Source organism: Streptomyces sp. NPDC005408 (genome assembly GCF_040606445.1).
In the GTDB taxonomy this organism is placed as follows: Bacteria; Actinomycetota; Actinomycetes; order Streptomycetales; family Streptomycetaceae; genus Streptomyces.
Map to the genome: position 1 here is coordinate 22085 of NZ_JBEXEX010000002.1, position 25660 is coordinate 47744.

The following is a 25660-nucleotide window of genomic DNA, read 5'->3' on the forward strand; positions in this document are numbered from 1 at the left end:
TTGGTCGCCCTCGGGCCTCGGTCTCGGGTATCCGTGCGGCGTTCAGACGGCGGCCTTCTTGAGCCGGCGGCGTTCGCGTTCGGACAGGCCGCCCCAGATGCCGAAACGCTCGTCGTTGGCAAGGGCGTACTCGAGGCATTCGGAGCGGACCTCGCAGGCGAGGCAGACCTTCTTGGCCTCGCGGGTTGATCCGCCCTTCTCGGGGAAGAAGGACTCGGGATCGGTCTGGGCGCACAACGCGCGCTCCTGCCAGCCGAGTTCCTCGTCCGCGTCCTCGACCAGCAGTTGTTCGAACAGCTCGGTCATGTGCGCCCCTCGTCTGTTTTTGCGTCCCCGTGATGTTGCCGCTATCGATTTCGGCCGAACGACACGAGTGAAATTACAAGTGCGTGGATCCGGGCCAGTCAAGCCGAGATCTGCTATTGGGCCCGGTATTCACTCTGCGGAACCAAAGCTATGCGGAAAGTGTGCAAATCACCAAAAACCTGACACTTGCCAGCGGCCTGCCCCGCGCCCTCCTCTCACGGGAGAGGACGTCGCGGGGTTCGATCTTGTTGCGATCGAGCCATTTAAGCGATCCGGATCACAGTCCGGTCACGGGACCACAACGGCGTTTGCGAGCGCGGTTGCTGCGCCATGTCTCCGCGGCCGCGAGTGCACAAACCTTTCTCCGACCGGAATAACCGGATGAGGTGAAACATTGACGCCAAATCGGGCATTGGGTTGACAAGTAAAGAACCCAACCGTCACCTTTGATCCCATGCCAGCGACCTCAGCGCACCTCGCGACCCCGCTCCGTGGGTTCCGCAGCGCTGTCCAGGCGCGCTGTTGCTGTTCCAGCTGTTGATGCGCCCTGGCGCTCCAGCATTTCTCCGCATGTAGCTCAGCCCGCATGTCTCACGCGACACCCCAGCACTGCACGTTCTCTGCCGAGGAACCACCGCACCCATGAACAGCGACAGCGACCTCCAGATCGCCGGCGACATCCTCGCCGTACAGCACCTTCTCCAGCCTGCCCGCGAGCACCCGGCCACCGTCGCCGACTTCGTCGGCCTCGCCCGCTCCATCGCCGCCGACCGCACACAGTGGGCCCATCTCGTCCAGTACGACACCACGACCCGCTGGTACCACCGGCTGCGTACCGGCCCCGGCTACGAGGTCTGGCTGCTCTCCTGGGTTCCCGGTCAGGGCAGCGGACTGCACGACCACGGACTCTCCTCCGGTGTCCTGACCGTCCTGGACGGTGAGCTCACCGAGCGCACCGAGCAGACGTCCCGGTCGCTGGCCGCGGGCGCGCAGCGCGTGTTCGCGCCCGGATACGTGCACGAGGTGGTCAATGATTCGCTCGAGCCCGCAGTGAGCCTGCACGTCTACTACCCGGGTCTGACCGAGATGCCGATGCACACGGCTCAGTGCTCCCCGGCAGCCCAGGACGTCGTACCCGCCTGACAGGCCCACCCGTCACCCGACCACCGCCCCTCAAGGATCAGGCTGCGCCTGACAGACTGTCTGTATGCGCATTGTGGTTCTGGCCGGCGGCATCGGCGGCGCCCGTTTCCTCCGCGGTCTCAAGCAGGCCGCGCCCGACGCGGACGTCACGGTGATCGGCAACACCGGTGACGACATTCATCTGTTCGGGCTGAAGGTCTGCCCCGACCTCGACACCGTGATGTACACCCTCGGCGGTGGCATCAATGAAGAGCAGGGCTGGGGGCGTACGGACGAGAGCTTCCGCGTCAAGGAAGAGCTCGCGGCGTACGGCGTGGGCCCCGAGTGGTTCGGTCTCGGCGACCGTGACTTCGCCACACACATCGTCCGTACGCAGATGCTCGCCGCGGGCTATCCGCTCAGCGCTGTCACCGAGGCGCTGTGTGCCCGCTGGAACCCCGGCGTGCGGCTGCTGCCCATGTCCGACGACCGCGTCGAGACGCATGTCGCCGTCGAGGTGGAGGGCGAGAAGAAGGTCATCCACTTCCAGGAGTACTGGGTGAAGCTGCGGGCGTCCGTGGCCGCCGAGGCGGTCGTGCCCGTCGGAGCGGACCAGGCGAAGCCCGCGCCGGGCGTCCTTGAGGCGATCGCCTCGGCCGACGTCATCGTCTTCCCGCCGTCCAACCCCGTTGTCAGCGTCGGCACGATTCTGGCCGTGCCGGGGATCCGCGAGGCCATCGCCGACGCGGGCGTCCCGGTGGTGGGCCTGTCCCCCATCGTCGGGGACGCGCCCGTGCGCGGGATGGCGGACAAGGTGCTCGCTGCCGTGGGCGTGGAGGCGACGGCGGCGGCCGTCGCGCAGCACTACGGCTCCGGGCTGCTGGACGGCTGGCTCGTCGACACCGTCGACGCGGGGGCTGTGGCGGAGGTCGAGGGGGCGGGGATCCGCTGCCGGGCCGTGCCGCTGCTGATGACGGACGTGGACGCGGCCGCCGAGATGGCACGCCAGGCGCTGACGCTGGCCGAGGAGGTCCGGGCGTGAGCTCGCCCTCGTACCGCGTCTGGGCACTGCCCGGTCTCGGCGAGGTCCGGCCGGGCGACGATCTCGCCAAGCTGATCGCCGCGACCGAGCCGGGGCTCGTGGACGGCGATGTCCTGCTCGTCACATCCAAGATCGTGAGCAAGGCGGAGGGGCGGGTCGTCGCGGCCGACGACCGCGAGGCGGCCATCGACGCGGAGACGGTACGGGTGGTGGCGCGGCGGGGCACCCTTCGTATCGTCGAGAACCGGCAGGGCCTGGTGATGGCCGCGGCCGGAGTCGACGCCTCCAACACCCCTGCCGGGACCGTGCTGTTGCTGCCCGCCGACCCCGACGCATCGGCGCGGGCGATCCGCGCGGGGCTGCGCGAGACTCTGGGCGTGGACGTCGGCGTGATCGTCACGGACACCTTCGGCCGGCCGTGGCGCTACGGTCTGACCGATGTCGCGATCGGCGCGGCGGGCGTGCGGGTCCTGGACGATCTGCGCGGCGGTACGGACGCGCACGGCAACCCGCTGAGCGCGACCGTCGTCGCCACCGCGGACGAGCTGGCCGCGGCGGGCGACCTGGTCAAGGGCAAGGCCGAGGGGCTGCCGGTCGCGGTGGTCCGGGGCCTGGCCCATGTGATGGGCGGCGAGGACGGCGCGCGCGCCATGGTCCGGGTTGCCGCCGACGACATGTTCCGGCTCGGGACCTCGGAAGCGGTACGGGAGGCGGTGACCCAGCGGCGTACGGTCCGCGAGTTCACCGACGAGCCGGTGGACGGCGGTGCGGTCCGCCGGGCCGTCGCCGCGGCCGTCACGGCGCCCGCGCCGCACCACACCACGCCCTGGCGCTTCGTCCTGCTCGAATCGGAGACGGCGCGCACGGGGTTGCTGGACGCCATGCGGGACGCGTGGATCGCGGATCTGCGGCGCGACGGCAAGAGCGAGGAGTCCATCGCAAAGCGGGTACGGCGCGGCGAGGTGCTGCGGCGCGCGCCGTATCTCGTGGTGCCCTGCCTGGTGATGGACGGCTCGCACCACTACGGCGACGAGCGCAGGGACGCCGCCGAGCGCGAGATGTTCGTGGTCGCGGCGGGCGCGGGCGTTCAGAACTTCCTGGTGGCGCTCGCGGGTGAGCGGCTCGGCTCGGCGTGGGTGTCCTCGACGATGTTCTGCCGCGAGGTCGTACGGGACGTGCTGGCGCTTCCGAAGGGGTGGGACCCGATGGGGGCGGTGGCGGTGGGGCACGCGGCTTCTCCGCCGAAGGAACGGCCTGCGCGGGAGACGGGTGACTTCATCGAGGTGCGGTGAGTTCCTCCTGAGCACGACGGAAGGCCCCGGCGTCGGTACGCCGGGGGACCAACTGGAAGAACGCGCCAACGATGAACAGCTCCAACAAGATCGGGGGTGGCAGCTTCGCGCATGGCTGGAAGTCCTCCTCCTGCCCGGACGAGTACGTCGTCTTCGATGTGAAGCCCACCGCACAGAAGGCGGTCGCCGACGGCTGGAAGACGATGACCGTCGGCTTCAAGGCCTCGGAAGCGTCCAGGCGAACGGCGGCCACGACCCGTACGTCGATCTCGCGTACAACCGCCCCCCGGCCGCCCCCAGCAGCCTGGACCTCGACCCCGACCTGAGCTGCGACACCACAGCCCCGTACGTGAATGTCGGCGCCTCGTCGATCACCTTCTGGGGCAGCGGCAGCGACGAGGACGGCAACCTCGCCACCCTCAACTTCGAGCTGTGGCCCACCAGTGGCAGCACCGCCAATATGCTCGGCGCCAAGGGCAAAGTGTCGGTCGGCAGCCAGACCAGCTCGGCCCGCGTACACACCGACCCGGTTCCGACCGGCAATGTGACCGGCGGGCTCAAGCTGGTCAATGGCACGACGTACTCATGGCGCGCCAAGGCCGTGGACAAGTTCGGTGCGGCATCCGCGTATTCGCATACGAAGACTCCGTGCCGGTTCGTCTTCGACAACTCTCGCCCGACACCGCCCCTCGTCACGTCGCCGCATTTCCCGGACGCCGACGCCACGGACAACGGCTTCAACAATGACGCCGAGGACTCGAAGTGGAGCACGGTCAAGTTCGGCACCCCGGGTTCCTTCACCTTCAAGGCCGCGCAGACCGATGTGGTGAAGTTCGAGTACGGCTTCAACCAGGCCTCGTACCCCTTCTCCGTGCCCCGTACGAACGGCGCGCCGGTCGCCACTCTGACCACGGTCTCCAACGCCAAGCCCCCGCTCGCCGGACCCAACGTCCTGTATGTGCGAGCGGTGGACGACGCGGCTCATGTCTCGGAGCCGCTGAAGTACTTCTTCTACGTCACCCCGCGCGACCAGGCCGACAAGCCTGGCGACTTCACGGGAGACGGGCTGCCCGACCTGATGGTCGTGGATGCGAACGGCAACCTGCGCCAGTACCCCTCCGAGTCGACCACGGACCTGGTGAAGGGTACGGGCGACCTCGACTACTCCATGTCGGGCGCCTACCGCGGCAACCCGGACAAGGACCCGAACGGTGACGACAGTCTTCCCGTCTATGTCGCAGCGCCGTCCGGTTACTGGAAGAACACCCTGATCACTCACTTGGGAGATGTGTACGGCGGCGACGGTCTGCAGGACCTGGTCGCTCGCCGGGAGGGCAAGCTGTGGGTCTACCCCGGTGACGGATACGGCGGCGTGAACATCGACAAGCGCCAGCAGATCCTGCTGCCCTCGAACGCGCCCGCACCGGACGCCATGACGCAGATCGTCTCCGCGGGTGACGCCACGGGCGACGGCAAGCCGGACTTCTTCCTCAAGGTCGGCAACGAGTTCTGGGCCCTCGTCGGCTACAACGGCGCGACCGTCGAGCAGGCGGTCCTGCTGTCCAGCTCTCCCTGGCTGGAGCGCGACATCGTCACCGTCCAGGACATCACAGGCGACGGCGTGACCGACCTGCTGTACAGGACGGATGCGAGCGACCGTCTTCTGCTGCGCACCGGCAAGGCAGCCGGCGGTGGAACCGACCTCAACTCGCTGGCGGCGGCGGCGAACTCGGCGGGCGGCGTGGACACCCAGTACGGCGCAACCAGTTGGGGCCGCGAGGGCATCCGGTTCCTGCACGGCACGCCCGACGCGAACGGCGACGGCATCCCCGACATCTGGACGCTGCGGGTCGATGGTGCCGTCCGCTTCTACGCGGGCACGCGCGGGGAGATGACGCACGGCGGAGTCGAGATCATCAGCAACAGTGGCGGCGGCTGGAACAGCAAACTCGCCATCGGCTGACGTACGTACGCGCACCCCGAGGGCCCGGTCGGATACGACCGGGCCTTCGGCGTCTACAGGGCGGCGATGTCGCCGCGCGGCATCTTCGGAGTGCGGCGGGGCGGGGTGCGGCCGCTCAGGAGGATGAGGCGGGCGGCGCGGTGGCGCTGGCCCGCGTAGGGGGCGAGGAGTTCGAGCATCGCGGCGTCGTCGGCGTTGCGGTCGCCTGCCAGTGCGTAGCCGACGATGCCGGGCAGGTGCAGATCGCCGACGGTGACGGCGTCGGGGGCGCCGTTGCTGCGCTGGATGGTTTCGGCTGAGGTCCAGGGGCCGATGCCGGGGATCAACTCCAGCCGTTCCTGGGCCTGTTGGGGCTCCATCGCCGCGGCCTCCTCCATCCGGCGGGCGACGCGGACGGCGCGCAGGATGGTGGAGGCACGCTTGTTGTCGACGCCCGCGCGGTGCCACTCCCAGGACGGGATCAGCGCCCAGGTGCGGGGCTCGGGCATCACATGCAGCCGGTCGTCCGTGCCGGGGGCGGGCTCGCCGTATTTGCGTACGAGCAGCCGCCAGGCGCGGTACGCCTCGTCCGTCGTGACCTTCTGCTCCAGGATCGACGGGATCAGGGCTTCGAGGACGCGTGAGGTGCGGGTCAGACGCAGACCGGGGCGGCGGTGCTGGGAGGCGGCGACGAGGCGGTGGCGGGGAGTGAAGGCGGCCGGGTCGTCGCCCTCGCCGAGCATGGCGGGCAGCTGGTCGAGCAGCCACTCCGCGCCGGGGCCCCACGCCTCGGCCTCGGCGGCGCCGGTGTCCGCCCGGAGCGCGACCCTGAGCGTGCCGGGCCCTGCGGGCGTCCGGCTGGCACGCCAGACGGAGCCGTCGGGCGTCGTACGGAAGGTCGGGTCGGCCGGGCCTCGGCGCAGTGGCCCGAGGACGAGACCCAGGTCCAGGGGGCCGGGGGGTGTCCAGCGGCGGGTGCGGGGGGCGGTGGCCTGGCGGGGGACGGCTTTGGGTACGGGGGTGTGACCGCCGCGCACGGTGGTGCGGGTGGGTCGGTTCGGTGCGAAGCGTCCTGCCACGGTCTATGAGGGTACGGGGCGGCGGCGCCTGGGGCGGTCCCGTTCCCCGAACGCCGCCGGGGCCGGATGTGCTACTGGTCCGAGGAGAAGCGGACCGACGACGCCGGGAGGACCGCGTCGCACCACACCCTCGCGCCGTCGCGGAGTTCGTTGTCCGGGCCCACCACCGCGCCGTCGCCGATCACCGCGCCCGACAGGACCGTACGCGCGCCGATCCTCGCGCCCGCGCCGATCAAGGAAGCGGAGATGACCGCGCCCTCCTCCACGACCGCGCCCTCGAGGACCGCGCTGCCGTCGATGCGGGCGCCATCCGCGATCACCGCGTTCGCGCCGACGACCGTGCCGCCGGTCAGTTTCGCGTCGGGGGCCACCGAGGCCGTGGGCAAGACCAGGCGGTCGCCGCAGCGGCCCGGGACCGCCGGGGACGGGGCGCGGCCCATCACCAGGTCCGCCGAGCCGCGGACGAAGGCCTGGGGGGTGCCGAGGTCCAGCCAGTAGGTGGAGTCGACCATGCCCTGCAGGTGCGCCCCGGAAGCGAGGAGCTTGGGGAAGGTCTCGCGTTCCACGGAGACGGGACGGCCGACCGGGATCGTGTCGATGACGGAGCGGCGGAAGACATACGCCCCCGCGTTGATCTGGTCGGTGACGATCTCCTCGGGAGTCTGCGGCTTCTCCAGGAAGGCACGGACGCGCCCGTCCTTGTCGGTGGGCACGAGGCCGAAGGCCCGGGGGTCCTCGACCCGCGTCAGGTGCAGGGAAACGTCCGCGCCGGACGAGCGGTGCGTGGCCACCAGTGCCTCGATGTCCAGGCCAGTCAGGATGTCGCCGTTGAAGATCAGCACCGGCTCGTCGGGGCCCGAGCGCAGCCGCGACGCGACATTGCGGATCGCGCCGCCCGTGCCGAGCGGTTCCTCCTCGGTGACGTACTCGAGGTGGAGCCCGAGCGCCGAGCCGTCGCCGAAGTGCGGCTCGAAGACCTCCGCGAGATACGACGTCGCGAGCACGATGTGCTCCACGCCCGCCGCCCTGGCCCGCGACAGTTGGTGCGTCAGGAACGGGACGCCCGCCGCCGGAACCATCGGCTTGGGGGTGTTGACGGTGAGCGGACGCAGTCGGGTGCCCTTGCCGCCGACCAGGAGGATCGCTTCTGTCACCTTGTCGTCTCTGCTTCCTGCTGGGGCCGGCATGGTCAGTCGTTCGAGACCGGCAGTGTATGCAGTTGGTCGGGGCGTTCCCCGTCAGCCACGGCCCTGGTATTTGGCCGAGGATGTCCGCGCGGTGCCGAGCTTGCCGTAGAGACGGCCTCCCGGACAGTCCGTGAGGAATCCGTCCCGGTGACCGGAAATGACGTTGAAGGTGACCTTCTTGCCCTTCTTGTACTTGCCGCTTCCCCCTGAAGTCAGCACCACCTTGCCGCGCGGATTGGCTCCGAACAGCCCCAGCTTCCAGGCCGTCAGCCTGGCGATCGCGGTCACCGCGGCCGCGGGCGGAGTGGAGCGACTGTACGTGCCGAGGACGGCGATGCCCATGCTGTTTGTGTTGAATCCGAGGGTGTGTGCACCGAGGACCGCTTTGGCCACGCCTCCCGCGCGCCCTTCGTAGATGTTTCCGCACTTGTCGACGGCGAAGTTGTAGCCGATGTCGCGCCAGCCGCTACTCACTACGTGGTAGCGGTAGATACTGCGCAGGACGGAGGGCGCCTGCTTGCAGGTGTAGGTGTTGCCGGTGGCAGTGTGGTGCACAAAGGCGGCTTTCACCTTCTTGGTGTAGACGAAGCCCTTGTCGCGCAGCGACTCTCTGGCGCCCCATGCCTTGCGCGTGATGATGCGCGGGCGCGGTCCGATGTACGGCTTCGCGCCTGCCGCCCGGTCGAGGCCCGCCTGAGCCTCCGTCTCCTCCTGGGAGAGCGCCGGGAGTACCTTCGGCGCCGACTCGGGTACGTACGCGGCGGCCCGGACCGGCCCGCCCGGCACAGACCCGTAGCCCGCGAACCCACGCGCCGTGAGCCCCTCCGCTGCGAGCCCTTCCACCGCCGACCCATCGACCGCCGGGTCCTCCGACACCGGCTCCTCGGCCGCCGTCTCCTCGCCCGGGTCCACGAGTTCGAGCCGCAACCCCTCGGGCAGCGGCGCCTGTTCGGCCGTTTTCTCCGCCCGTACGCGTACCTCGACGCCGTCCGACTCCCCCACCCACAGCGGGGCCGTGGACCCGCGTACCTTCCCCGAGTCGCTCTCCGCGGTGCCGGGATCCGCGCCGTGCTCCTCGTTGTGGGTCTCCACGTCCTGCCAGTCCGACCACTGCCCGGAGCCCGTGGCCCGGGTGCGGACCTGGACCGTGCCGTGCAGCTCCGCGTTGACGTCGTTCCAGACGACGCCGACGAGCGAGAAGGGTCTGACGTCACGCTCGGTCAATCCCTGTTCGGCTGCCCGGCCGAGAGACCTGTCCGACGCCGTCACCCCGACCGCCGCCAATGGCAACGACTGGGTGGAGCCAGGCAGATCCGGCGTCGGTGGTGCTGCGGCCACCGCACCGGAGGACAGCGAGAGCGGAAGTACCAGCGCGGCTGAGCACGCGACGCCGATCGAAGAAGCTAGAAGTCCACGCATGAAAACGATGCTGAGCCGGGCCCGCCCACTTCGCTATCCGGGAAACTGACGGACCATCGGTCCGACCGGTGGAACCCGTCACCGTACGGCGGCTCGCCGTGTCCCCGCCGCGTACCCTTGCGCGGGTGAACGCCAGCCACCGTACCCCTGCCGACCTGCTGCGATCCGCGCTCGCCGCGGACCCGGCGCGCCCCTTGGTCACTTTCTACGACGACGCCACCGGTGAACGGGTCGAATTGTCCGTCGCCACCTTCGCCAATTGGGTGGCCAAGACAGCGAATCTGCTCCAGGGCGACCTCTCCGCCGCGCCCGGCGACCGGCTCGCGCTGCTGCTTCCCGCGCACTGGCAGAGCGCGGTCTGGCTGCTCGCCTGCTCCTCGGTCGGCGTGTGCGTCGAGGTGGGCGGCGATCCGGCCGACGCGGATCTCGTCGTGAGCGGGCCCGACTCGCTGGAGGAGGCCCGCGCCTGTTCCGGTGAGCGGGTGGCGCTCGCGCTGCGCCCGCTGGGCGGACGTTTCCCGCAGCCCCCGGCGGGCTTCGCCGACTACGCGGTGGAGGTCCCCGGGCAGGGCGACCGCTTCGCGCCGTACGCGCCGGTGGATCCGGCCGCGCCCGCGCTCGTCGTCGGCGGTACGGAACTGAACGGCGCCGGGCTCGTCGAGCGGGCTCGCACGGACGCGGCCGCACTGGGCCTTGGGCCCGGCTCGCGGCTGCTGACCGGGCGCTCGTACGACACCTGGGAGGGGCTGTCCGCCGGGCTGTTCGCTCCGCTCGCGGCGGGCGGGTCCGTGGTGCTGTGCCGAAACCTCGGCAAACTGTCCCAAGAGGCCCTCGAGAAGAGGATCGCGGACGAGCGCGTCACCAACACCGCTGTATGACAAGCCTCTGAAGTCCACCCGTGTGGCGCACACCCGGGCCGAGCCCCCCGGATCCTGCGTCAACTCCGGTGGATGATCGGCGATACGCGTGCTTCAACGCACAACCAAGCGCGAGGTTCAGCCGTCTAGTCCTGCGATCGGCGACCCAGCGCGCCGCCGACGCCGTGAAGGATGGACTCAGACGTGACGGACAGTACTGGCACGCCCGCCGAGCCCGGCGAAGCCGGTGACGACGCGGGCGGAGGGGCCGGTGAGACGGCCCCCGGTACGGAGTCGGGCACGGACGGCGAAGCCACCGGCGCGAACCCCGGTCCGGACGGCGAAGCCACCGGCACTGACGCCCCTGCGGCCGCCGAGGCGGATGCGGCCGACACCGCGAGCGGCGACGACACCGAGGGCGAAACCCCCAAGCGCAAGCGCCACTGGCTCCGTTGGGCCGCCCTCGGTACCTCCGTCGTCGTCCTCGCCGCCGCCGGCGTCGGCTGGTGGTTCTACCGCAAGCTCGACGCCAACATCACCACCGACACCACCGCGGCCGCCGAGCTGGAGACGTACGAGAAGGAACGCCCCACGCCCGTCGCAGTCGACGCGCAGAACATCCTTCTCCTCGGCTCCGACACCCGCTCCGGCGCGGGCAACAGCAAGTACGGCCGCGACGACGGCGGCAGCCAGCGCTCGGACACCACGATCCTGCTGCACATCGCCGCGGACCGGCAGAGCGCGACGGCGATGTCCATCCCGCGCGACCTCATGGTCAACATCCCGAGCTGCCGCAAGCCCGACGGCACCCGCACGAAGGCGCAGTTCGCACAGTTCAACTGGGCCTTCGAGTTCGGCGGCGCCGGCTGCACCATCCGTACCGTCGAGGGGTTCACCGGCGTCCGGATCGATCACCACATGGTGGTGGACTTCCACGGCTTCAAGGCCATGGTCGACGCCGTGCACGGTGTCGAGGTCTGCCTCAAGGAGCCGATCGACGACGCCGACGCTCATCTCAAGCTGCGCGCGGGCAAGCAGAAGCTGAACGGCGAGCAGGCCCTCGGTTTTGTACGGGCCCGCAAGTCCATCGGGAACGGCAGTGACACAGAACGTATGGAACGCCAGCAGCAGTTCCTCGGCGCGCTGGTCAAGAAGGTGCAGAGCAATGGCGTACTGCTCAATCCGATCCGGCTCTACCCGGTCCTCGACGCGGCGACGAAGTCGCTGACCACGGACCCGGGGCTGGACTCGCTGAAGGATCTGTACGACCTGACCCGCTCAATTCGCAACGTACCGACCGAAAAGGTGCAATTCCTTACGGTTCCACGCCAGCCGTACAGCGCGGACCCGAACCGCGACGAGCTGGTGGAGCCGGAGGCGAGCGAACTCTTCAAGCGGCTGCGCGAGGACACGCCTGTCCGCGTCGTCCTCGAGAAGAACAAGAAGAAGGGCACGTCGGGCGACGAAAAGCCTGACGACAGCGGCTCGGCGAGCCCGACTCCGGCACCGACGTTCTCCGGAACGAACGCCGCTGTGGGCATGTGTGAGTAAAGCGATGACCAAGGCACAGTCGGAAGTCCATGAAGATTGGGCGTATTGCCCGGTTGTAAGGGGCGTGGAATTTGTCACTGACGTCGCTTCCCGTTGAACTGGGCGGATAGTGTGACGCGATCCGGTGCTTCCGACCTCGGGTCGCGCACTGCTGGATCGAAAGACCGAGCGCCCTTCGGGGGAGGCGCCTCGCGAGGCACCGACGGAGGACTCAAGCAACCGTGGATGCGCAAAGCCGTGGGCGGGCGGACGAGATCGACCCCGCCGACCAGTGGGTACTCAACCCGCAGACCGGCAATTACGAATTGCGACTGGACCAATCCGCACAGCAGTCGTCCCCGTCGAGAAGCGCCGGTTCGAGCAGTCGCGGATCCAGAAGCTCCGAGGGCAGGAGCGCCGGTCCGCGGACCCCTGCGCCGAGGAGTCCCGAGGGCGGCCGCAGGACCGCGACCCCGGGCACGGAGGTGCCGGGTCAGCGCTCGCGCCGTGCGGGCCATGCCTCCGGCGGGACGAATCCCCCCACCGCGGGCCGGCGCAAGCGCAAGCAGCCCCAGTCGCGCAAGAAGAAGGCGCTTCTGTGGACGGGCGGCGTGATGGCCTTCGTCGTGGTCGCCGGGTCCGTCGGCACGTATCTCGTCTACAAGCACTTCGACTCGAACCTGAACACGGTCGACGTCGCGGGCGCAGGCAGTGGCGGCTTCAAGAAGGACCAGGCCGTCAACATCCTGGTCATCGGCACGGACAAGCGGTCCGGCTCGGGCAATGCCGGTTACGGCGACAAGAACAGCGTCGGGCACGCCGACACCACGATCCTCTTCCATGTCTCCAAGGACCGGTCGAACGCGACCGCGCTGTCCATCCCGCGTGACCTGATCACCGACATCCCGGACTGCGAGACAAAGACCGCCGAGGGCACCAAGGTCATAGGCGGTACGACCAGGACGCGGTTCAACGAGAGCCTCGGCCAGGAAGGCCGCGACCCGGGCTGCACCATGCGTACGGTCAAGGCGCTCACCGGCGTGACCGTCGACCACTTCATGATGGCCGACTTCAACGCGGTCAAGACGATGACCACGGCGGTCGGCGGTGTCGAGGTCTGCCTCGCCAAGGACATCAAGGACAAGGACTCCAAGCTCAACCTCACGGCGGGCAAACACGTCGTGGAGGGTGAGCAGGCGCTGGCGTTCGTACGCACGCGTCACTCGGTGGGCTTCGGCGGCGACCTCAGCCGGATCGAGATCCAGCAGCAGTTCCTGAGCTCGCTGATCCGGAAGATGAAGTCGAGCGACACCCTCTCCAGTCCCACCAAGATGTGGGACCTGGCCGAGGCCGCCACCAAGGCGCTCACCGTCGACACCGGGATAGGCAAGATCTCCCGGCTGCGCGATCTCGGTATGGAGCTCAAGAAGGTCAACCCGAAGAACATCACGTTCGCGACGGTCCCGGTGGTCGACAACACCGACGGCGCGACCGTGCTGCTCAACGAGAGCAAGGCCAAGCCCCTGTTCTCGATGATCCAGAACGACACCTCGCTCACCGAGGTGAAGCAGAAGGAGCAGGACGCCAAGAACCAGCAGGCGAGTCTGCTCAAGGGCACGAGGGCGGAAGCCTCCAAGGTGCGGGTCGCGGTCTTCAACGGCAGCGCCACACGAGGCGCGGCGCTGGCGACCCTGACCTGGCTGCAGAACGAGGAAGGCGTACTGAAGTCGAGCAATGAGGGCAACGCCCCGCAGAAGCTCGCCAAGACGACGCTGGTGTACGCGCCGAACCAGGCCGACCAGGCCCGCAAGCTCGCGGACCTGATGGGTCTGCCCGCCACGGCGCTCAAGCCTGGCACGAAGAACGCCGTGGGACTCGAGGCCATGACCCTGACCCTCGGCGCCGATTTCCAGGGCGCAGGGGTGCCCATCACCGGTCCGGCGAAAGCGCCGGAGGGTGTGCAGAAGGTCGAAGCGGACAAACAGGTGTGCGCCAAGTGACCCCGGAACACCGGGTCATACGGAGCGCCTGAACGACAGGGGGGACCCGGGGTGGGACAGAACAGCGTGCGCGGGGAGGGGACGCGGGACCGCGTCCCGCACGCCCGTGACCTGGGCTGGGACGACAGCCTGTACGGGGAGGGGGGCGAGGGGTCCGTCAAGGGCCGCCGCGCCCGGATCGGCCGCCAGGCCCGTCCCGAGGAGCGGGACCCCGAGACCGATGGCACCGCGGGTGCGGAGGGCGCCGGCGACCATCCGGGGTCCGGTCACCGGCGCGGCGGCGCGCGGCGCGGGAAACGCGGCAAGCGCCGCATACTGCGCTGGGTCGCGTCCGTGCTGTCGCTGCTGATACTCGGCACGGCCGGCGCCGGATACCTCTATTACGAGCACCTCAACAGCAAGCTCAAGAAGGACGACCTGACGCTCGGCGACAAGATGCGCGAGCACCAGGCGAACGCGGCGGGCCAGACGCCGATGAACATCCTGCTGATCGGCTCGGACGCACGGGACTCCAAGAAGAACCAGGAGCTCGGGGGCGCCAAGGACACCTTCGGCGGGACACCGCTCGCGGATGTGCAGATGCTGCTGCACGTCTCGGCGGACCGCAGCAACATCTCAGTGATCAGCATGCCGCGCGACACCGTGGTCAAGATCCCGAAGTGCACGGACCCGGACACCAAAAAGACGTTCGCGGCGACCGGCTGGACGCTGACCAACGAGTCGCTCGGCCGCGGCGGGCCCGGCTGCACCGTGGCGACCTGGTACGAGCTCACCGGCATCACCATCGACCACTTCATGATGATCGACTTCGCCGGTGTGGTCTCCATGGCCGACGCCATCGGCGGCGTCCCGGTCTGCGTCGAGAAGAACGTCTCTTCGCGCAACCGGAAGGGCCAGGGCTCCGGCCTCAAGATGGAGGCAGGCACCCACCCGGTCAAGGGCGAACAGGCCCTGCAGTGGCTGCGGACGCGGTACGGCTTCGAGGACGGCACCGACCTCGGCCGTACGCACGCCCAGCACATGTACATGAACTCGATGGTCCGGGAGCTGCGCAAGAACGCCAAGCTCACCGACCCGGCCAAGCTGCGATCGCTCGCCGAGGCCGCCATCGACGCGCTCACCGTCGACAAGGGCATCGGCTCCGTCAAGGAGCTCTACGACATGGGCGAGGAGCTGAAGAGCGTCCCGACCGACCGGATCACCATGACCACGATGCCGAACTTCTACACCCAGCGGCAGGGCTTCAGCGGCAAGGTCGAGCCCAAGCCCGGCGACGCGGAGCAGCTGTTCCGGATGGTCCGCGAGGACATTCCGCTGGACGGCAAGGCGCCGCAGAAGAAGAAGCCGGCCACCACCCCGGCCGTGTCCAAGGACCCGGCGGCGGCACCCGGTGAGATCGCGGTGATGGTGCAGAACGGCACCGGGGGCGACGGCCAACTCGCCGAGAAGGGCCGGGCGACGGCGGTTGCCGGGGTGCTGTCCGGCAAGGGCTTCACCCGGGCACAGGCCGACGCCACGACCAATCCCCAGGCGAGCACGGTCATCCGGTTCTCCAACGCCGAGCTCGAGGGCGACGCCCAGGCGGTCGCCAAGTCCCTCGGGATTCCGCTGACTTCGGTGAAGAAGTCGACGGATGTCACCGGCATCACGCTGATCGTGGGCGCGGACTGGCGGCAGGGCGACACCTACCCGAAGACGGCGCCGAAGGACGACAACAGGACGCCGGCGTCGGCCCGGGCCCTCAACGGCGGCGACGACAAGGAATGCATGAAGATCCAGGACGGCTTCACCTGGTAGGTCGTCCGGTCGTACGAGAAGGGCCCCGGGCACGCCATGCGTACCCGGGGCCCTTCGTCGTGTGTCAGACGGCCGTCGTACGCACCGCCGGGCGGCGGCTGGCGATGACCTTCTTCGCCAGGGTGCGCGGGCTGGTCAGGAAGCCGTACCCCCACGACATGTGCATGGTGGCCAGCGCGACGGGGATCTGCAGGCGCGCCTTGAGCGGCAGGCCCTTGCCCGCGGGGACCGACCCGGCGGCGATCGCCGCCAGATAGCCCGCAGGGACGACAAAGCCGAGAGGCGTGAGGGCCGCGCCGACCACGATGCCCGCGGCGATCGCGCAGAGGGCGGTCGGCGGCGCGAGGTAGCGCAGATTGATGGAGCCCTCGTGGTAGCGGGCGACGACATGCCGCCAGCGGCCGTAGTCCTTGTACTGCTTGGCGAGCGCCTTGACGGAGGGCCGCGGGCGGTACTGGACCTTGAGCTCGGGCGAGAACCAGATCAGGCCGCCCGCCTCACGGATACGGAAGTTCAGCTCCCAGTCCTGGGCGCGGATGAACTCCTCGTTGTAGCCGCCCTGCTGCTCCAGCGCCTCGCGGCGGAAGACACCCAGATACACGGTCTCGGCCGGGCCTGCCTGGCCGCCGGTGTGGAAGGCGGCGTTGCCGACGCCGACCTTCGACGTCATCGCGGCGGCGACGGCGTGCTCCCAGTCGTTCTCGCCCTCGGCGTGCATGATGCCGCCGACATTCTGCGCGCCGGTCTCCTCCAGGAGGCGGACGGCGGTGGCGATGTAGTTCGCCGAGAGCATGCCGTGGCCGTCGACGCGTACCACGATCGGGTGGCGCGATGCCTTGATGGCGGCGTTCAGCGCGGCCGGGGTGCGGCCGGTGGGATTCGGGACGGTGTGGACCCTGGGGTCTTCCCGTACGAGCTCGGCGGCGATCTCGTCGGTACGGTCCGTGGACGGCCCGAGCGCGATCACCACCTCCATCTCGCCGTCGTACTCCTGCTCAAGGATGTGACGGACCGAGTCGCGCAGATGCCGCTCCTCATTGAGGACCGGCATGATCACGGAGACAGGGGGCGTGGCGGCGGGCGTGGCGTTCATCGGTCGACACGTTACCGCGAATGGGGGACACGGACGCGCGGCGGCCGGGTCGCTGCCGGTGGTCGCAGATCGTATGGGCCTACGGTGTGCGGGATTCCCCCCTGCCGCTCGCGGAGGTGTCCCCCCGTGCCCACGCCGCCACGTTCCCGCAGTCCCCGACCGAACGCCCAGTTCAGGACCAGACGGCCGGTCCCGGTCCAGCGGCCGCGCTGGGGGTTGCGGGTGGCGACATCGCTCTCGCTCCTGGTGCTCGGGGCGGGCGGCATCGGGCATGCGGTGGTGACCAGTCTGGACACCGGCATCGCCAGGGTGGATCCCTTCAAGGACATGAAGAACCGGCCCGAGGCGGGCCACGGCATGAACCTCCTTCTCGTCGGCACCGACGGCCGCGACAAGATCACGCGGGAGGAGAGGCAGAAGTACCGGCTGGGTGGCGCGCCGTGCCACTGCACCGACACGATCATGCTGGTGCACATCTCGCCGGAGCGGGGGCGGGCGAGTGTGGTGAGCCTGCCGCGCGACAGTTACGCGGAGATCCCCGCGCACATCGACCAGACGGCCGGCAAGCACCACAACGCGCACCCCGTGAAGCTCAACGCCGCGTACGCGGAGGGCGGGCCGAGCCTGACCGTGCGGACCGTCGAGCACATGACCAAGGTGAAGATCGACCACTATCTGGAGGTCGACTTCACCAGCTTCATGAAGACGGTGGACGCGCTGGGCGGGGTGGACATCTGCACGGCCCGGCCGATGAAGGACACGTACACCGGACTGGATCTCGGCGTGGGCACGCACAAGCTGGACGGCGGGCAGGCACTGCAGTACGTGCGCTCGCGTCATGTCGACGGGGCGGCCGACCTGGGCCGGATGCAGCGCCAGCAGCGCTTTCTCGCGGCGCTCATCAACCAGGCGACCAGCGGCGGGGTGCTGCTGAACCCGGTGAAGTTCCGCCAGGTCAGCGCGACGATGCTCGGCTCCGTACGGGCCGACGAGGGCTTCGGGACGGATGAGATGCTCGCGCTGGGCAAGGCGATGCGGGGGTTCACGGCGGCCTCGTCGGAGTTCACGTCCGTACCGGTGGGCAGTGTCAGCTATCCGGTCAACGGCATCGGCTCCACGGTGAAGTGGGACGAGGCGAAGGCGAGCAGGCTCTTCCAGATGGTCCGCGAGGACAAGCCGCTGGCGCCGCACCGGCCGGCGAGGCCGAAGGCGACGACCGTCGATGTGTCGCCGCAGCAGATCCGGGTGCAGGTCTACAACGGGACGCGCGCGGACGGCCTGGGGCGGCGGCTCGACGACGCGCTGCGGGCCACGGGCTTCAACACGACGCGTACGCCGCTGAACCGGGCCGGCGCGGAGGTGCGGCGCACCTATGTGAGGTACGACCCGCGCTGGGACCGCTCGGCGAAGTCGCTTGCGGCGGCACTGCCGGGCTGCGAACTGCTGGCGGTGATGGGCCAGGGCCCGACGCTGAAGGTGACCGCGGGCACGGACTACAAAGGTGTGCGGACGGTGCGGGCGGAGGAGCGGAACCAGGGCGAATTCGACGCGGTGACGGGCGACGAGGTGGTCTGCCCCTGACGCTGGGCGGGGCTCCGCCCCGGACGGCTGCGCCGGCGGCGGGCTGTTGCAGTCCGTCCGGCGTTTGAGGACATGCGGCCGAAGGTCGCATACGGAGCCCGGGGGCGGAGCCCCCAGTACGCGCCGCGAAGCCGGCGCAGGGTCTGGGGCTTGCCCCAGTTCAGGGAAGGCCCTAGTCCTCCATGCCCTCCGCCGCGCGCTTCTCGCGCAGCTCCTTGATCGCGCGACGCCGCGCCAGCCGGTGCGTACGCCGGATCTGCGCCTCCTGGTAGCGCCGGTTGTCCCGCTCGGTCTCGGGGATCACCTGCGGGACGCGGCGCGGCTTGCCGTCACCGTCGACCGCGGCGAAGACGAGATACGCGCTGCCGACCTGCGTCGCGGGGGTCGACTCGTTCCAGCGCTCGGCCAGCACGCGGACGCCGACCTCCATCGAGGACCGCCCGGTCCAGTTGACCTGTGCCTTCACATGAACCAGGTCACCGACGCGTACCGGCTCCAGGAAGACCATCTCGTCCATGGAGGCGGTGACCGCGGGCCCGCCGGAGTGGCGGCCCGCGACCGCGCCCGCCGCGTCGTCCACCAGCTTCATGATCACGCCGCCGTGCACCGTGCCGAGGAGATTGGTGTCACTGCCGGTCATGATGTGGCTGAGGGTGGTTCGGGACGCCGCGGTGGGCTTGCCCGGAATCTCTGCCTCCGGGCGCTGGGCCTGATCTGTCATGCCCTCCACCATATGCCGGGCCACATTGCATCAGCTTGGCAACAGCCCTGGTCCGATTCCCCACCCGCCCTGTTTGCCACGGGGGGCCTCCCTGCACACTGGTCGGCATGAACGATTGGCCCGAAGGATACGGACGCGGCAGCCAGGGCTCTCAGCCCGAAGGCGCTCGCGCGATGCGCCACGTGCAGCGACGACCGGTCCCGCAGCAGCAGTCGCAGGGGTACGACGACGGTTACGACGCCCCGTACGACAGCGGCTACAACACAGGCCAGGTCTATGGAGGCCAGGGCGGTGGCCAGGGCGGGGGCAACGGTGGACCCCCGCAGGGCTACCCGCCGCCGCACACCGCCCCGAACTGGCGCCGCCGGCTCAAGATCGGTTCGCTGACGCTGGTCGTGCTGCTGCTCGCGGTGTCCATAGGCACCTACTTCTGGGCCGACTCCAAGCTCAAGCGCGAGGTCGACCTCTCGAAGGTCATCGAGCGCCCGGGCGGGGGCGAGGGCACGAACTATCTGATCGTGGGCTCCGACAGCCGTGAGGGCATGTCGGCCGAAGAGAAGAAGAAGCTCCACACGGGCTCGGCCGAGGGCAAGCGGACCGACTCGATGATGATCCTGCACGACGGCTCGAACGGTCCGACGCTGATCTCGCTGCCTCGTGACTCGGACGTGGAGATCCCGTCCTTCAAGGGCTCCCAGTCCGGCAAGCTCTTCCCGGCTCAGGGCCGCCACACCAAGCTGAACGCGGCGTACGCGGAGGACGGCCCCGAGCTGCTCGTCCGCACGGTCGAGTTCAACACGGGCCTGCACATCGACCACTACGTCGAGATCGGCTTCGCGGGCTTCGCGAACATCGTGGACGCGATCGGCGGCGTCGAGATCGACATCCCCAAGGCCTTCAAGGACAAGAACTCGGGCGCGGACTTCCAGGCGGGCAAGCAGACGCTGGACGGCGAGCAGTCGCTGGCGTTCGTACGGACGCGGTACGCCTTCGCCCAGAGCGACCTGGACCGTACAAAGAACCAGCAGAAGTTCCTCGCGGCCCTGGCGAGCCAGACGGCGACGCCGGGCACGATCCTCAACCCGTTCAAGCTCTACCCGACGATGGGGGCGGGCCTGGACACCCTGATCGTCGACAAGGACATGTCCCTGTGGTCGCTGGGCCAGATGTTCTTCGCGATGAAGGGCGTCACGGGCGGTGACGGCACGTCGATGAACATGCCGATCTCGGGCAGCCGTAGCGGCAACCTCGTCTGGGACAAGACGAAGGTGAAGCAGCTGGTGGACCAGCTGAAGAACGACCAGAAGGTCACGGTCACCTCGGACCGCTGACGCCCGTTCCCCGGACGCTCCGCTCCGATCGCGGACTTCACGAGGCAGCCCTAGGCTGCCTCGTGAAGCGATCAAGGAACGGGGTGCGCGCCATGGCGGAGGACAGCCGGTACTGGGCCTCAGGAAACTGGCATGTGGCCGACGGGAAGGCCGACGAGTTCATCGAGCGCTGGACCGGGTTTCTGACCTGGACCAAGGAAGCGAACGAGGGCTTCGTGACGGCCCGGCTCATCCATGATCTCAATGACCCGGGTCACTACGTGTCCTTTGCGGCGTGGCAGGACGTCGACTCCCTCACAGCGTGGCGGAACAAGCCCGAGTTCGCCGAGCACTTCGGCGGCTGCCGGGCCCTGTGCACGGACATGGAGGCCGGCAACTACGAGCTGGTCGTGGTGATCTGAGGACGACGCAACAGCAGAGGCACCCCGAAGGGTGCCTCTGCTGTTTCAACCGCCTTGGGACTACGGCAGGTTGCGGGCCATCACGATCCGCTGGACCTGGTTCGTGCCCTCGTAGATCTGCGTGATCTTGGCGTCGCGCATCATCCGCTCCACCGGGTAGTCGCGCGTGTAGCCGTAGCCGCCGAGCAGCTGGACGGCGTCCGTCGTGACCTCCATCGCGACGTCGGATGCGAAGCACTTCGCCGCCGCGCCGAAGAAAGTCAGGTCGGAGTCGACGCGCTCCGACTTGGCGGCCGCGGAGTAGGTGAGCTGGCGGGCGGCCTCGAGCTTCATGGCCATGTCCGCGAGCATGAACTGCACGCCCTGGAAGTCCGCGATCGGCTTGCCGAACTGCTTGCGCTCCTGGACGTAGCCCTTGGCGTAGTCCAGCGCGCCCTGGGCGATACCGAGCGCCTGGGCCGCGATCGTGATGCGGGTGTGGTCCAGGGTCTTCATCGCCGTGGCGAAGCCGGTGCCCTCCGCTCCGATCATGCGGTCGGCGGGGATACGGACGTTGTCGAGGTAGACCTCGCGGGTCGGGGAGCCCTTGATGCCGAGCTTCTTCTCCGGCGCGCCGAAGGAGACGCCCTCGTCCGACTTCTCGACGACGAAGGCCGAGATGCCCTTGGAGCGCTTCTCGGGGTCGGTGACGGCCATCACCGTGTAGTACTCGGAGACACCGGCGTTGGTGATCCAGCGCTTCACGCCGTTGAGCACCCAGAAGTCACCGTCGCGTACGGCCTTGGTCTTCATGCCGGCCGCGTCCGAGCCCGCGTCCGGCTCGGAGAGGCAGTACGAGAACATCCCGTCACCCTTGGCGAGCGGGCCCAGGTACCTCTTCTTCAGGTCCTCGGAGCCGGAGAGGATCACCGGGAGCGAGCCGAGCTTGTTCACGGCCGGGATCAGGGAGGAGGAGGCACAGACGCGCGCGACCTCTTCGATGACGATCACGGTGGCCAGCGCGTCGGCGCCCGCGCCGCCGTACTCCTCGGGGACGTGGACCGCGTGCAGATCGGCGGAGACAAGGGCGTCCAGCGCCTCCTGCGGGAAGCGGGCCTGCTCATCGACCTCGGCGGCGAACGGCGCGATCTTCGCCTCGGCGAGCGAGCGGATCGCGTCACGGAGCATGTCGTGCTCTTCGGACGGGCGGTACAGGTCGAAATCAGCCGATCCGGCCACGGTCTCTCACTCCCCAGGAACGCTAACTACCGTTAAGTAACCTAATTTTAGAGGGCTAGCCGTGCTGAGGCATACGTGACCTTGGCGACAGCGGGAAACGTCCACCTGCAATCGCCCCGGATATGCTCGGGCACGCATCCGAGTCCCGCACTGTTTTGGAGCACCGCATGGCCCTAAAGATCACCGTGATCGGCACCGGATATCTTGGCGCCACCCACGCCGCGGCCATGGCTGAACTCGGCTTCGAGGTTCTCGGACTCGACGTGGTGCCCGAGAAGATCGAGATGCTCTCGGCCGGCAAGGTCCCGATGTACGAGCCCGGGCTCGAGGAGCTGCTGGCCAGGCATGTCGCCGGGATCGAGGGATCGAGCGGGCGGCTGCGCTTCACGACCTCCTGGGAGGAGATCGGAGAGTTCGGCGACGTCCACTTCGTCTGCGTGAACACCCCGCAGAAGCACGGCGAGTACGCGTGTGACATGTCGTACGTCGACCGCGCCTTCGCCTCCCTCGCGCCGCAGCTGAAGCGGCCCGCCCTGGTCGTCGGCAAGTCAACCGTGCCGGTCGGCAGCGCGGCCCGGCTGGCCGGGCTGCTCGCCGAGCTGGCCCCGGTGGGCGCGGACGCCGAGCTGGCATGGAACCCCGAGTTCCTGCGCGAGGGCTTCGCCGTCCAGGACACGCTGCGCCCCGACCGGATCGTGGTGGGCGTCGAGAGCGAGCGCGCGGAGAAGCTGCTGCGCGAGGTGTACGAGACGCCCGTCGGCGAAGGCTCGCCGTTCGTGGTGACGGACTTCCCGACCGCCGAACTGGTGAAGACGTCCGCGAATTCGTTCCTCGCGACGAAGATCTCCTTCATCAACGCGATGGCCGAGGTGTGCGAGGCCGCCGACGGCGATGTCGTGAAGCTGGCAGAGGCCATCGGATACGACGAGCGCATCGGCTCCAAGTTCCTGCGGGCGGGCATCGGCTTCGGCGGCGGCTGTCTGCCGAAGGACATCCGCGCGTTCATGGCCCGCGCCGGTGAGCTGGGCGCCGACCAGGCGCTGACCTTCCTGCGGGAGGTCGACTCGATCAACATGCGGCGGCGCGGCCACATGGTGGAGCTGGCGCGGGACGCCGTGGGCGGCGGGTCGTTCCTGGGCAAGCGCGTGGCCGTGCTGGGGGCGACGTTCAAGCCCGACTCGGACGATGTGCGGGACTCGCCCGCGCTGAATGTCGCCGGGCAGATCCATCTGCAGGGCGGTCAGGTCACGGTGTACGACCCCAAGGGCATGGATAACGCCCGACGGCTCTTCCCGACCCTCGGGTACGCGGACACCGCGCTGGACACGGTCCGGGGCGCGGATGTGGTGCTGCATCTGACGGAGTGGCGCGAGTTCCGCGAGCTGGACCCGGCGGCGCTGGGTGAGGCCGTGTCGAGCCGGATCGTGCTGGACGGCCGTAACGCGCTGGACGGCTCGAAGTGGCGCGAGGCGGGCTGGACGTACCGGGCGATGGGCCGCCCGCGCGCCTAGGCCCTACGGGGGGCTGCGCCCTCCGGACCCCGGTACGCCCTATTGAGGCGCGGGGTCCGGGGCTGAGCTCCCGGAAGGGGTCCTGCCCCTCGCGCGGTACGTGCGCATCTTCGCGCGCGCACCGCACACCGACATCGAGCACCAGCGGCGCCGGCCGCCCGGGCTGCGGTCGTAGTACGCCCACTGGCAGTCCTCCGCCTCGCACGCCTTCAGACGCGCCCATGTCCCGTCCGCCGCCGCGCTGGCGAGCGCCTCTGCGATACGGGAGAGGAGCGCTCCCGGGGCCGCCGGGCGGAGCGCGGCGGACCCGTCCTCCGCGACGGTGACATACAGCGGCGCCTCGGCCAGGAGCTCATCGAGCACGGCGGGCGAACGGCCCGGTGGCCGGTGTCCGGCGTGCGCGAGGCAGGCCGCGCGCAGGGCCTCGCGCAGTTCGCGGGCGGCGGACACGTCCTGCCCGGCCAGACCGAAGGCAGCACGGCCCTCCGTTGTGTCGAGGGAGTCGGTGCCGGTCTCGACATCGAGCGTGTTCACCAAGGACTCGACCAGCGCGAGGCCTCCTGGTGCGGTTTCCCGCTCATTCATGGTTGCGACGTTACCTCCTATGCGGGAGCATGAAGTAACCGTTACCGGCTAAGCCGTTTTAACGGTAACTCGCAATCGAGGAGGAGCCATGCCCGTCGCCACGCTTGGGACCGTCGTGCTGGACTGTCCGGACCCCGTCGCGCTCGGTCGTTTCTACGCGGACCTGCTGGGCGGTGAGATCCAGGACGACGGCGACGGCTGGGTATCCCTCACTGGAGCGCCCGGCACCCCACTGTCGTTCCAGGCCTCGCCCGGTTTCGTACCGCCGCGGTGGCCCGCGCCGGACGCCTCGCAGCAGGTCCATCTGGACCTGACGGTGGACGACCTGGACGCGGCGGAGAAGGACGTACTGGCGCTGGGCGCGAAGCCGCTGGACGCAGATGACCGGTCGCGGTCGTGGCGGGTGTACGCCGACCCGGCCGGGCACCCGTTCTGCCTCTGCGCCTGCTGAGGGGCACGCGCACGGGACCCCGCGGGTCACGCGTCCAGCGGCGTCGGCCTCGCCGTCGACGCGGGCCTGCGTGCCTGCATCGCCCGGGACACGAACTCCGCGTCCCTGAGCATCCTGGATACGTTCGTCCACGTCAGGGTCTCGATATCGGGCTGCGGCCAGTCGCGGTCCAGGAGTTCGGCGATCAGGCGCGGGAAGCAGGACACATCAGCCAGGCCGGGGGCGTGCGGCGAGCCCGTGTCGTAGGCGCCGGTCAGGGCCACCGACTGCGGGCCCGCCGTCTCGCGCACGTGGTCCAGGCGGTCCGCAGTCTCGCGGATCGAGGCGCCCGTACAGGCCACCATGCACACACCGCGGTTGGCGCGCAGCTGGCGCAGCACGTCGTCCGGGACCGGCTCCGGGTGGTGCGAGATGACGACCGGCGCCTTGGCCGCGACGAGCGTGCTGCGCATCGTTTCCAGCGTGCAGCCGGAGAGGTCGACGAGGACGCCCAGTCGGTTCATCTCGCGGATGACCTCCTGGCCGAAGGGGGTCAGTCCGGTGCGCTGCGTCCAGCGGGTGCCCGAGATCGTGACGCTGCGGACGCCCAGCGCGTGGTACGCGCGCAGTGTGGCGAGCGAATCACCCAGGGCCGGGCCCGCGACGGGGCCGAGCAGGACGGCTATGCGACCGCAGTTGCGTGCATCAGCCATGTCGCCGGCGCTCATCGCCAGGCGCAGGCCCTCCGCGAAGTCGGCCACCAGGGAGCGGACCAGGTCGAGCTGGTCCAGCGTCGCCGTCACGGCACGGTCCCCCGTGAGCTCGCCGCGCACATGCAGGGACCAGAACTGCGCGCCCACGCCGCCGTCCCGCAGCCGCGGTATGTCCGTCTCCAGCAGCCGCTCGCCGTCCTCGATGTCGTACAAGGGTGCTTCCCGCAGCGCCAGCGCGAGCCCGCTGCCGCCGTCGGCTATGGGGTGGGCGGCAAGGAGTTCCCGTGCGCGCTCCAGGCTCCCGGCGGCCGGGTCGGCGGGCTCGGACGGCGGCTGCCTGGGCGGCGGCGCCACGTCGTCGAGGCTGCCGACGGCTACGGTCGCGGCCTGGGGTTCGTCCTCAAGGTCTGCCATGGGGGCTCCGAGCTTCGACGGCGGTGCCGTAGAGCCACCGTGGCACGGGAGCGGCGAGGGTTCGCGGCAGGTGGTGCGTTCGGGGGTAC

At 69.5% G+C, this 25660-nt stretch carries 23 protein-coding genes; 14 read left to right on the forward strand and 9 right to left on the reverse strand.

Annotated elements, in window-relative coordinates:
• Positions 1–42 precede the first annotated feature (42 nt).
• Entirely contained in the window at positions 43–306 is a 264-nt protein-coding gene (locus tag ABZS64_RS02135) for a WhiB family transcriptional regulator (RefSeq protein WP_023541320.1), read from the reverse strand.
• 642 nt (positions 307–948) lie between these two features.
• On the opposite strand from ABZS64_RS02135, the gene ABZS64_RS02140 reads away from it, so the two are divergent.
• From ABZS64_RS02140 to ABZS64_RS02160, 5 genes are all read left to right on the forward strand, one after another.
• Entirely contained in the window at positions 949–1449 is a 501-nt protein-coding gene (locus ABZS64_RS02140) for a cysteine dioxygenase family protein (protein WP_355822148.1), read from the forward strand.
• Between the two features lie 64 nt (positions 1450–1513).
• Positions 1514–2470 (forward strand): 2-phospho-L-lactate transferase, encoded by a 957-nt coding sequence (gene cofD, locus ABZS64_RS02145; protein WP_355822150.1) that lies wholly within the window; start codon positions 1514–1516, stop codon positions 2468–2470.
• Positions 2467–3762, forward strand: coding sequence for a coenzyme F420-0:L-glutamate ligase (locus ABZS64_RS02150; protein WP_355822152.1), 1296 nt, complete (start codon positions 2467–2469; stop codon positions 3760–3762). Before cofD ends, ABZS64_RS02150 begins: the two co-directional genes overlap by 4 nt.
• A gap of 71 nt (positions 3763–3833) precedes the next feature.
• Positions 3834–4088 (forward strand): hypothetical protein, encoded by a 255-nt coding sequence (locus ABZS64_RS02155; RefSeq protein WP_355822154.1) that lies wholly within the window; start codon positions 3834–3836, stop codon positions 4086–4088.
• A 23-nt stretch (positions 4089–4111) separates the two neighbouring features.
• Positions 4112–5725, forward strand: coding sequence for a VCBS repeat-containing protein (locus tag ABZS64_RS02160; RefSeq protein WP_355822156.1), 1614 nt, complete (start codon positions 4112–4114; stop codon positions 5723–5725).
• 53 nt (positions 5726–5778) lie between these two features.
• On the opposite strand, the gene ABZS64_RS02165 is transcribed toward ABZS64_RS02160, so the two are convergent.
• The 3 genes from ABZS64_RS02165 to ABZS64_RS02175 form a co-directional block, all read right to left on the reverse strand.
• Entirely contained in the window at positions 5779–6783 is a 1005-nt protein-coding gene (locus ABZS64_RS02165; RefSeq protein ID WP_355822158.1) for a DNA-3-methyladenine glycosylase 2 family protein, read from the reverse strand.
• Between the two features lie 71 nt (positions 6784–6854).
• A complete protein-coding gene (locus tag ABZS64_RS02170) occupies positions 6855–7937 on the reverse strand; it encodes an NDP-sugar synthase (protein WP_355822160.1) in 1083 nt (360 codons plus the stop codon).
• An 84-nt stretch (positions 7938–8021) separates the two neighbouring features.
• A complete protein-coding gene (locus ABZS64_RS02175; RefSeq protein ID WP_355822162.1) occupies positions 8022–9389 on the reverse strand; it encodes an N-acetylmuramoyl-L-alanine amidase in 1368 nt (455 codons plus the stop codon).
• Between the two features lie 125 nt (positions 9390–9514).
• On the opposite strand from ABZS64_RS02175, the gene ABZS64_RS02180 reads away from it, so the two are divergent.
• The 4 genes from ABZS64_RS02180 to ABZS64_RS02195 all read left to right on the forward strand — a co-directional run bounded on the left by ABZS64_RS02180 (position 9515) and on the right by ABZS64_RS02195 (position 15573).
• Entirely contained in the window at positions 9515–10267 is a 753-nt protein-coding gene (locus ABZS64_RS02180; protein WP_355822164.1) for a TIGR03089 family protein, read from the forward strand.
• Between the two features lie 171 nt (positions 10268–10438).
• On the forward strand, positions 10439–11797 hold the full coding sequence (locus ABZS64_RS02185; RefSeq protein ID WP_355822166.1) for an LCP family protein: 1359 nt from the start codon (positions 10439–10441) through the stop codon (positions 11795–11797).
• 221 nt (positions 11798–12018) lie between these two features.
• Positions 12019–13776: an LCP family protein gene (locus ABZS64_RS02190; protein WP_355822168.1), complete on the forward strand. Its 1758-nt coding sequence runs from the start codon at positions 12019–12021 to the stop codon at positions 13774–13776.
• Between the two features lie 51 nt (positions 13777–13827).
• Positions 13828–15573 (forward strand): LCP family protein, encoded by a 1746-nt coding sequence (locus ABZS64_RS02195; protein WP_355822170.1) that lies wholly within the window; start codon positions 13828–13830, stop codon positions 15571–15573.
• A 64-nt stretch (positions 15574–15637) separates the two neighbouring features.
• Here the strand turns inward: ABZS64_RS02195 and ABZS64_RS02200 are convergent, their stop codons facing one another.
• Positions 15638–16666 (reverse strand): glycosyltransferase family 2 protein, encoded by a 1029-nt coding sequence (locus tag ABZS64_RS02200; RefSeq protein ID WP_355822172.1) that lies wholly within the window; start codon positions 16664–16666, stop codon positions 15638–15640.
• Between the two features lie 216 nt (positions 16667–16882).
• On the opposite strand from ABZS64_RS02200, the gene ABZS64_RS02205 reads away from it, so the two are divergent.
• The gene (locus ABZS64_RS02205; protein ID WP_355822753.1) at positions 16883–18247 is read left to right on the forward strand and encodes an LCP family protein; all 1365 of its coding nucleotides are present in this window, start codon (positions 16883–16885) and stop codon (positions 18245–18247) included.
• 172 nt (positions 18248–18419) lie between these two features.
• Here ABZS64_RS02205 and ABZS64_RS02210 read toward each other — a convergent pair whose 3' ends face one another.
• Positions 18420–18968 (reverse strand): acyl-CoA thioesterase, encoded by a 549-nt coding sequence (locus tag ABZS64_RS02210; protein WP_355822174.1) that lies wholly within the window; start codon positions 18966–18968, stop codon positions 18420–18422.
• Between the two features lie 107 nt (positions 18969–19075).
• Between ABZS64_RS02210 and ABZS64_RS02215 the strand changes: the two genes are divergently transcribed.
• Together ABZS64_RS02215 and ABZS64_RS02220 are read left to right on the forward strand one after the other, a co-directional pair.
• A complete protein-coding gene (locus ABZS64_RS02215) occupies positions 19076–20299 on the forward strand; it encodes an LCP family protein (protein WP_355822176.1) in 1224 nt (407 codons plus the stop codon).
• 92 nt (positions 20300–20391) lie between these two features.
• On the forward strand, positions 20392–20700 hold the full coding sequence (locus ABZS64_RS02220; RefSeq protein ID WP_355822178.1) for an antibiotic biosynthesis monooxygenase family protein: 309 nt from the start codon (positions 20392–20394) through the stop codon (positions 20698–20700).
• 60 nt (positions 20701–20760) lie between these two features.
• Here the strand turns inward: ABZS64_RS02220 and ABZS64_RS02225 are convergent, their stop codons facing one another.
• Positions 20761–21918: an acyl-CoA dehydrogenase gene (locus tag ABZS64_RS02225; protein ID WP_355822180.1), complete on the reverse strand. Its 1158-nt coding sequence runs from the start codon at positions 21916–21918 to the stop codon at positions 20761–20763.
• A 167-nt stretch (positions 21919–22085) separates the two neighbouring features.
• On the opposite strand from ABZS64_RS02225, the gene ABZS64_RS02230 reads away from it, so the two are divergent.
• Positions 22086–23429, forward strand: coding sequence for a UDP-glucose/GDP-mannose dehydrogenase family protein (locus tag ABZS64_RS02230; protein WP_355822181.1), 1344 nt, complete (start codon positions 22086–22088; stop codon positions 23427–23429).
• A gap of 39 nt (positions 23430–23468) precedes the next feature.
• Here ABZS64_RS02230 and ABZS64_RS02235 read toward each other — a convergent pair whose 3' ends face one another.
• Positions 23469–24014, reverse strand: a complete 546-nt coding sequence (locus ABZS64_RS02235) for a CGNR zinc finger domain-containing protein (protein WP_355822183.1) — start codon at positions 24012–24014, stop codon at positions 23469–23471.
• 88 nt (positions 24015–24102) lie between these two features.
• Between ABZS64_RS02235 and ABZS64_RS02240 the strand changes: the two genes are divergently transcribed.
• On the forward strand, positions 24103–24465 hold the full coding sequence (locus ABZS64_RS02240; RefSeq protein WP_355822185.1) for a VOC family protein: 363 nt from the start codon (positions 24103–24105) through the stop codon (positions 24463–24465).
• 26 nt (positions 24466–24491) lie between these two features.
• Here ABZS64_RS02240 and ABZS64_RS02245 read toward each other — a convergent pair whose 3' ends face one another.
• The gene (locus ABZS64_RS02245; RefSeq protein WP_355822187.1) at positions 24492–25571 is read right to left on the reverse strand and encodes a membrane dipeptidase; all 1080 of its coding nucleotides are present in this window, start codon (positions 25569–25571) and stop codon (positions 24492–24494) included.
• Positions 25572–25660 lie beyond the last annotated feature (89 nt).

Coding starts and splice junctions, on each gene's coding strand:
- ABZS64_RS02135 (WP_023541320.1), bottom strand. CDS start 306: ATGACCGAGCTGTTCGAACAACTGCTGGTCGAGGACGCGGACGAGGAA.
- ABZS64_RS02140 (WP_355822148.1), top strand. CDS start 949: ATGAACAGCGACAGCGACCTCCAGATCGCCGGCGACATCCTCGCCGTA.
- cofD (WP_355822150.1), top strand. CDS start 1,514: ATGCGCATTGTGGTTCTGGCCGGCGGCATCGGCGGCGCCCGTTTCCTC.
- ABZS64_RS02155 (WP_355822154.1), top strand. CDS start 3,834: ATGAACAGCTCCAACAAGATCGGGGGTGGCAGCTTCGCGCATGGCTGG.
- ABZS64_RS02175 (WP_355822162.1), bottom strand. CDS start 9,389: ATGCGTGGACTTCTAGCTTCTTCGATCGGCGTCGCGTGCTCAGCCGCG.
- ABZS64_RS02185 (WP_355822166.1), top strand. CDS start 10,439: ATGGACTCAGACGTGACGGACAGTACTGGCACGCCCGCCGAGCCCGGC.
- ABZS64_RS02200 (WP_355822172.1), bottom strand. CDS start 16,666: ATGAACGCCACGCCCGCCGCCACGCCCCCTGTCTCCGTGATCATGCCG.
- ABZS64_RS02210 (WP_355822174.1), bottom strand. CDS start 18,968: ATGACAGATCAGGCCCAGCGCCCGGAGGCAGAGATTCCGGGCAAGCCC.
- ABZS64_RS02215 (WP_355822176.1), top strand. CDS start 19,076: ATGAACGATTGGCCCGAAGGATACGGACGCGGCAGCCAGGGCTCTCAG.
- ABZS64_RS02220 (WP_355822178.1), top strand. CDS start 20,392: ATGGCGGAGGACAGCCGGTACTGGGCCTCAGGAAACTGGCATGTGGCC.
- ABZS64_RS02230 (WP_355822181.1), top strand. CDS start 22,086: ATGGCCCTAAAGATCACCGTGATCGGCACCGGATATCTTGGCGCCACC.
- ABZS64_RS02235 (WP_355822183.1), bottom strand. CDS start 24,014: ATGAATGAGCGGGAAACCGCACCAGGAGGCCTCGCGCTGGTCGAGTCC.
- ABZS64_RS02240 (WP_355822185.1), top strand. CDS start 24,103: ATGCCCGTCGCCACGCTTGGGACCGTCGTGCTGGACTGTCCGGACCCC.
- ABZS64_RS02245 (WP_355822187.1), bottom strand. CDS start 25,571: ATGGCAGACCTTGAGGACGAACCCCAGGCCGCGACCGTAGCCGTCGGC.